The organism is Mesorhizobium sp. M1338, assembly GCF_040318045.1.
In the GTDB taxonomy this organism is placed as follows: Bacteria; Pseudomonadota; Alphaproteobacteria; order Rhizobiales; family Rhizobiaceae; genus Mesorhizobium.
The window spans coordinates 1-6,457 of record NZ_JAMYLL010000101.1 but is presented as its reverse complement, the minus strand read 5'-3'; the positions used below and the strand labels follow the sequence as shown (position 1 = coordinate 6,457).

Annotated in this window: 7 protein-coding genes and 2 pseudogenes; 2 read left to right on the top strand and 7 right to left on the bottom strand. The window is 60.9% G+C overall.

The genetic code is table 11. The features are described 5' to 3' along the window. Positions 1-144: 144 nt before the first annotated feature. The 5 genes from NKH19_RS32835 to hemF form a co-directional block, all read right to left on the bottom strand. Entirely contained in the window at positions 145-1,029 is an 885-nt protein-coding gene (locus tag NKH19_RS32835; RefSeq protein WP_352983849.1) for a S8 family serine peptidase, read from the bottom strand. Positions 1,030-1,212: 183 nt separating this feature from the next. After that, on the bottom strand, positions 1,213-1,791 hold the full coding sequence (locus NKH19_RS32830; protein WP_352874008.1) for a hypothetical protein: 579 nt from the start codon (positions 1,789-1,791) through the stop codon (positions 1,213-1,215). Positions 1,792-2,040: 249 nt separating this feature from the next. Further along, positions 2,041-2,226: a DUF1059 domain-containing protein gene (locus NKH19_RS32825; RefSeq protein WP_109659722.1), complete on the bottom strand. Its 186-nt coding sequence runs from the start codon at positions 2,224-2,226 to the stop codon at positions 2,041-2,043. Between the two features lie 228 nt (positions 2,227-2,454). Further along, complete coding sequence (locus NKH19_RS32820) at positions 2,455-2,715, bottom strand: DUF1344 domain-containing protein (RefSeq protein WP_352874006.1); 261 nt, start codon at positions 2,713-2,715, stop codon at positions 2,455-2,457. 301 nt (positions 2,716-3,016) lie between these two features. Continuing rightward, on the bottom strand, positions 3,017-3,931 hold the full coding sequence (gene hemF / locus NKH19_RS32815) for an oxygen-dependent coproporphyrinogen oxidase (RefSeq protein WP_352874005.1): 915 nt from the start codon (positions 3,929-3,931) through the stop codon (positions 3,017-3,019). Positions 3,932-4,100: 169 nt separating this feature from the next. Here hemF and NKH19_RS32810 point away from each other — a divergent pair, with 169 nt between their 5' ends. After that, positions 4,101-4,358 carry a hypothetical protein gene (locus NKH19_RS32810; protein WP_023760711.1) on the top strand — a complete coding sequence of 86 codons (258 nt, stop codon included), beginning with the start codon at positions 4,101-4,103 and terminating at the stop codon, positions 4,356-4,358. Between the two features lie 154 nt (positions 4,359-4,512). On the opposite strand, the gene soxR is transcribed toward NKH19_RS32810, so the two are convergent. Both soxR and NKH19_RS32800 read right to left on the bottom strand, forming a co-directional pair. Continuing rightward, the gene (gene soxR / locus NKH19_RS32805; RefSeq protein ID WP_136615932.1) at positions 4,513-4,986 is read right to left on the bottom strand and encodes a redox-sensitive transcriptional activator SoxR; all 474 of its coding nucleotides are present in this window, start codon (positions 4,984-4,986) and stop codon (positions 4,513-4,515) included. Between the two features lie 122 nt (positions 4,987-5,108). Further along, positions 5,109-5,566, bottom strand: a pseudogene (locus tag NKH19_RS32800) (tRNA (cytidine(34)-2'-O)-methyltransferase). 445 nt (positions 5,567-6,011) lie between these two features. On the opposite strand from NKH19_RS32800, the pseudogene NKH19_RS32795 reads away from it, so the two are divergent. After that, positions 6,012-6,457, top strand: a pseudogene (locus tag NKH19_RS32795) (hypothetical protein); the annotation flags it as partial.

Sequence of the window (6,457 nt, the reverse complement as noted above, 5' to 3'; positions counted from 1 at the left end):
GCCTAGGGTAAGTCTTTGTCGCAGAAGCATTTTCCCTGATTCGGAGCCCCGATGCACCTCAACTCTGTGAGATATTCGGGCTAGCCCACGGCTCGACGGTTGTGCTCCGCGACGTAACGATCAAATGTGGTCGAGCGAGCGAACCTACCTGATTGCCACGGGAGCCAGGGCGCGTGAGAGGCTCGCTTCGCCCTTGCCGTACATGGAAGCGCTATAGTCGACCAGGGTGTCGGTACGAGCCGTATTGAGCAGATCGTTGGTGATCTGGGTCGGCGTGGCCTTGGTGAATTTGCTGCCTAGTATCGCCGCATATCCTGAAATGATCGGTGCCGCGAAGGAGGTGCCATACAGGCCTGTCTTGCTCCCATCGACGCCAACCACAAGAAAGTGGCTTTGCACGAGCGGGTTGGAGCCGGCATAGTTGGAGTACCAGGCAAGCTGGGCCTTGTTGCTTGTTGTGCCGTTCGTCGAAAGGGCGCCGACGAAGATCGCGGAGGCTTTGCCAACCAGGGCGATGTCGAGATAGTCCTGCTGACCGCCTGTGACGCCGCCCACGGCAACCGAATCGTTGCCCGCCGCCTTCGAAATAACGGCCGACCCTTTGGTGGCATAGGAGATGATGGAGGCTTCCTCGGGACTCCATCCGATCTGGTTCGAACTGTAACCGGCGTTGGCGTACATGCCATAGCTCAGATTGAGCACGTTCAGGCCACGCGTCAGGCTGACGGCCGAGCTGGTTGAAAAGTCCTTCGACCTGATGGTCGCCAAGGGCGCGATCATGCCGGCTTCCTCGCGCGTCCATTCACCATGGCGCTGGGTTTGAACCCCGACACCGAAATTGCCCGAGAAGCGCGAAGTACTGGAGAAATCGTCGACGATCGTAATCGTGACGCCCTTGCCCTTGTACCCCGCGGCCCATGCCGCGCCGACGTCGGGACTCATCCACCCCTGCACCGCTTGTGTGCCTGCAGCCGGGATCGTTGCACTCACGCATGTGGACCGGCCGCCGCCGTGACACAGCGCGGCCATCTCGTCCGCATTGACCGCCTCCTGTGCCGAAGCCATCGGCGCCGACAGGGTGGTGAGAGCCGCGGCGATAACGAATTTCAAGCAACTACCGGACATGCTCTTACTCCGTTCAAAAAAGAACCAGGACGGGCGATCGCGAAATTTCGGGACGAGATGATTTTCTCATTTGCATCCTCCCGGCGATCAGAAAGTAACACGGTAATTCAGCCAGAGGTGCTGGCTCTCCGGTTTAGCGTTAACCAGATATTTCAAGGTCTCCTCTGGCGCCATCTCGCCGGCCGCGAGCCGACAATTGACGCTGTAGGTACCCAAATCGCCGTAGTCCGCTTCGCATGGCTTTTCGGTGAGCTTGCCGCCGAGGGTCGTGGTGAGCGACAAGGAAAGAGTGCTGTTCGGACCCGGATGCATCTGCGTGAGGAAACCCAGCTTTAGGCTGGGCTCGATGCGATATTTCTCACCTTCTTCTCCGGTGCCTAATCCCCAGAGGATCCCGGTGTCTTCGGTGATCTGGGTCAAAAGTTCGACATGCATGTCGACCCAGTTTGCGTGGTACCATTGGTTGAACGATATCCGGCTTCCGTCCTGCAGTTCATAACCGCCGCCGCCCAGGCCGCGCGCGCGATCGCTGAGCGGCGAGCCTTGGTGGATGTCGACCAGCGATGTGGTCAGTTCCTGGGCAATCGCCGGAGACGCTGCAAGGAGCCCGTACAGCAGGAGCGCCGTCGTGCGAAAACTCACTCGATTGCCGGAACTTTCGCGCATGCGCGAAACACCTCGCCCCACCGATTCCGGACCAGTGCCTGGTGACGACGGGCTTCTCTTGCAGCCCACTGTAGCCGGATTATTTGCCCGACAGTGGCACGGGTTCGGTTACCGCAGGGTTTATTTTAGCTGAGGAAAATATAATTCTTTGGCCGGCGGCCGGCAGGACGTCCGCGATGGCGCTTTTCAACCAATCTTGAAGCGCCAACGCGGCTCGTTTGGTGTTGCGGATGAATCCTGCGGCAAAGACTAGGCCGCGTCGCGGGCCTTCTCGATGCGCGAGCGGATCGCCTCGATCATCGTCTCGCGGATGACCGTCTCGCCATGCGTCTCGCGCATGTGCTCGACGGCGCGGCGCATGACCTCGGCCTCCTCGTCGGCACGCGTGTGCCAGTCACAGCCGGGCACGAGCGACCCGCAGTGAAATTCCTTCATTGGTTTCTCCTTTTCCTCCGTGGAGCCCGACCGAGGCTCCGGCACTTTCTTGGCTCATGGTCCGATTCCAGGGTTGAATCCGCGGATCCGGGAGCGGGCGGAATGCATAACACAGATGGGGTGATATCGGTCGCCGTCAACGGCAAAAGGGCGAAACAGCGCTGCTTCGCCCTTTTGCGCTAGCGCGAAACAGGACCAGACATCATCTTGCCCTGCCTTGGCCGGCCATCACTTTGCGATCTTGACAGCCTCGGCGATTTTTTTCTTGCCGCTCATCTCCCATGAGACGCGGACCTTTTCACCGACCTGCAGGCCCGGATCCTTGAAGGTCTTGGGAAGCGTAAAAGACGATCCGTCATCGAGGACAAGGCTCATGGCCGTTGCGTCAAGGGTCTTGATCGTGCCGGTGGTGTGCTTGACGGCGGCGAACGTCACCGAACCGGAAGCGAGAAGGGCAGCGGCGGCAGCCGAAACAATGATCTTGCGCATTGTGAAGTACTCCTGAAGGGCGGGACGAGGGTGTGTCCCGCATCGTCTGGGCCGTCCGGTCGCGTCGGGTCGCGGCTCGCTTGTTTCGAGGCAATTCCGAACGGAAAACCGTCTCACATTTTCCTGGAATTGCGCTCAGGCGAACCGCCGGCGCTTCCCGACCCGGCGCAACAAATAGACCAGCCTTTTCAAGAGCCTATTAGACGAAAAAGAAATTTTTCACCGCACCTTGTGCCACATTCGATGCCCCATTTCGAGCGAATGGGACATCAATACGGCTCACGCCGCGCTCACCATTTTGTTACGGCCAGCGGACCTCGGGCGGGAGGCTGGAGAGGATCGCTTCGACATTGCCGCCGGTCTTCAGGCCGAAGATGGTGCCGCGATCGTGAAGCAGGTTGAATTCGACGTAACGGCCGCGGCGGATGAGCTGCTCGTCGCGATCACCGTCGGTCCAATTCTCGTTGAAGTTGGCGCGCACGAGGTGGCCATAGACGACGAGAAAAGAACGGCCGACATCCTGGACGAAGTTGAAGTCGGCATTCCAGCCGCCTCTATCCTCACCCGAATGCAGCCAGTCGAAGAAGATGCCGCCGGTGCCGCGCGGCTCATTGCGGTGCGGAAGATAGAAGTACTCGTCGCACCAGGCTTTGAATTTCGGGTAGTCGGCAACGTCGGCGTTCTTCTCGCAGGCGAATTGCATGGCGCGGTGGAAGGCGACCGTGTCGGGGTCGTCCTGGGTGCGGCGGCGGTCGAGCACCGGCGTCAAATCGGCGCCGCCGCCGAACCATTGGCTGGACGTGACCACCATGCGGGTATTCATGTGCACGGCCGGAACGTTGGGATTCCAGGGATGCGCGATCAGCGAAATGCCGGATGCCCAGAAGCGCGGGTCTTCCTCGGCGCCCGGCATCTGCTTCCTGAATTCGGGTGAGAACTCGCCATGGACGGTCGAGGTATGAACGCCGACCTTCTCGAAGACGCGGCCGTACATCATCGACATGGTGCCGCCGCCGCCGCGGCCCTCGTCGCGTTCCCAGGGCGTCTTTTCGAAACGGCCTGGCGACCACGAGGCCAGCGGGCCGCCAAGATCCTGTTCGATCTGTTCAAGCCCAGCGCAGATGCGTTCGCGCAACGTCTCGAACCACAGGCGCGCCTTCATCTTCTTCTGTTCGATGTCGGCGGGCAGGCCAGCCGGTATTTCAGGTCGTTCCAAGTGCCGTCTCCGGTTGCGGGGCGATGAGTCCCACAAATGACTCGTCTTTTGCCGGCGCGATCCCTAATCTCTTAAGGGCAAGGGTCAAGTCACTTTGGTTTTGCGCATGATCCTTTCCGAAACTCGATTCCGATTTCGGAGGCATGCGCCAGGTGCAAGGAGTTGTTTCGTGCGCACCCCGGCAAGACCGCCGCTGGATGGCCTGAAGAAAAGGCTGGACCAAAGCCGGGCTGAGCGCGCGCGCATGCCGCGCGACGGTTTCCTGCGGGAGACCTTCGTGCTGCCGCGCTCCGATGCGCGGCTCAAAGCCAAGGAATGGTTCGATCGCTTTCCCAAGCAGGCCTACTGGACCGAAATCGAAAGCTGGTTCGAGCGGCCGGGCGACGTGATCGAGTTCACCATCAGGCGCTTGCCGGCGGCTGACTAGGATTTCCTCGCCGTTTACGGGGAGTTGAGGAGTGGTCCGCGCAGCGGACGAGAAGCCAACTGCTTGGCTTTTCGAACGACCAACGCCGGCAGGCAGGTGAGGGCTGCGCGAACCTCTCAATGCTGGCGCTGCCCCTCATCCGCCTTCACTTCGTTCAGGCACCTTCTCCCCGTGAACGGGGAGAAGGAAGAGCCACCAGCCTTCTCGCGCCGGTCCCCTCCCTTGCCAGCCTGTCGCCCTTGTTTCTGAGCGGGCATTTGTCGATCGACATGCAGCCGCAGCCGATGCAGTCGGTCAGTCCGTCGCGCAGTTTCTTCAGCTGGGCGATCTTGTGATCGAGCCCGTCACGCCAGGCGGTCGACAGTAGGTTCCAGTCATCGCGCGTCGGCGTGCGGCCCTCGGGCAGCGATGCCAGGGCCGTGCCGATCTCGGCCAGCGAGATGCCGACCTCTTGCGCCACCTTGATGATCGCGACACGGCGCAGCACGTCGCGGCCGTAGCGGCGCTGGTTGCCCGACGTGCGGTGGCTGCGGATCAGGCCGCGGGCCTCATAGAAATGCAACGCCGACACCGCCACACCGCTGCGCATGGCCACCTGGCCGACCGTCAATTCCGTTACCGGTGCCATTTCTGATTTTTCTGCTTGACCTCAAGTTAAGTTGAGCTTGTAGCGAAGAAACCAGGGATCTGCAAACGAAGGAGGAGGCGATGTGCGCCTGGGTCAAGATGACGGGAGTAGCCGGCGAACCCCTATCCGAGTTGCCGGATGGCTTCGCCCGCCACCATGGCGACGGAAAGCGCGACATTGAGGCTGCGCGCCGCGCCCTGCATGGGGATCGTCAGCCGCGCATCCGCCGCCTGATGGACGGGATCCGGAACGCCTGCGGATTCGCGGCCGAACAGCAGTATGTCGCCATCGGCGAAGGCAAAGCTGGTGTAAGGGCTCGTGGCTTTGGTCGACAGCAGCACCAGCCGGTGCGCGCGGGCTTTGCGCCAGTCCTCGAAGGCGTCCCAGTCGACATGCCGGGTCAGAGCAGCCATTCGAGGTAATCCATGCCGGCTCGCTTGAGCGCTTTGTCGGACAGCGGAAAACCGGCCGGTTCAATGATGTCGACGCCGAGGCCGAGGCAAGCGGCGAAGCGCAGGATTGTCCCGGTGTTGCCGGCGATATCCGGCTGGTAGAGCGCGATGCGGAGACAACAGTTCATTTCCGCGTCTTTCTAATAAGTGGCAAATCGGCCACAGCGGGCTCGCGGTTTTGGAAATTGCTGGACCCGCGGGTGGCCATTTTCTGCGAAGTCGGGTATGTCAGCTCCATTGTCAACCCGAACCGATGGAGGGGTAATTCATGATGACCATGCACATCCAGCGCCCCTCTCGTGGGCTTACCTGCCTGCCGGCGGTTTCGGTACGACGATTCTCCTGACTCTCTAAGACTTGATCGCACCGATTCCCGCCGAAACGATTTTTCGGCTTTCGAAGGAATCCTGCGATGTTTTTCAAAAAGTCAAAAGGGCTGAACGCCCGAACTGAGCATGTCCAGACCGACGATCATCGTCGTGTCCAGACCGACGCAATGCGTGCCTCCGGCCGAATGCCGCGGACGATATTGCTTCGCCTTTTCATCTCTATTTTCACACGGAGGACGGACCGATGTTCGATCCCTACAGAATACCCGGCTCAAGGAGCCTGCATATCCACCGACTGCCGACCTGGGCGCTGCTCATCGGCGACACCTATTCGTCGGCGGTTCATGCCGAGGTTCGCCGCCGGCCGCATCGCGGCATGCTGCCGGATGTCGATTTCTCGCGCGCGGTCCCCGATCCGAGCCGGCCATCGCTGGTGCGCCGGATCATCCGGCTGATCAGGCCCGGCGCGAAAATCCGGATCGTGAACAGTGCGCCGTCAGGGTCGTCCGGCGCACCTGTCGGCGAAAAGCCCGCGAGCCCCTATATTGCGCGAAGCAGGGCCGACGGTGGGGGGGGAAAAAGACCCAGGGCCCGACCCCGCCACAAGAAACCGCAAACAATTCAAAAGAAACCCCCCCAAGCCAAAAGCACAAGTTGGGTGGATATGCACGGAGGTGTGTTGATGATGGG

Bases quoted from the DNA above. Each gene is read 5' to 3' on its own strand.
- NKH19_RS32825 (WP_109659722.1), bottom strand. From the start codon at position 2,226: ATGAAGGAATTTCACTGCGGGTCGCTCGTGCCCGGCTGTGACTGGCAC.
- NKH19_RS32835 (WP_352983849.1), bottom strand. From the start codon at position 1,029: ATGGCCGCGCTGTGTCACGGCGGCGGCCGGTCCACATGCGTGAGTGCA.
- NKH19_RS32830 (WP_352874008.1), bottom strand. From the start codon at position 1,791: ATGCGCGAAAGTTCCGGCAATCGAGTGAGTTTTCGCACGACGGCGCTC.
- soxR (WP_136615932.1), bottom strand. From the start codon at position 4,986: ATGGCACCGGTAACGGAATTGACGGTCGGCCAGGTGGCCATGCGCAGC.
- NKH19_RS32820 (WP_352874006.1), bottom strand. From the start codon at position 2,715: ATGCGCAAGATCATTGTTTCGGCTGCCGCCGCTGCCCTTCTCGCTTCC.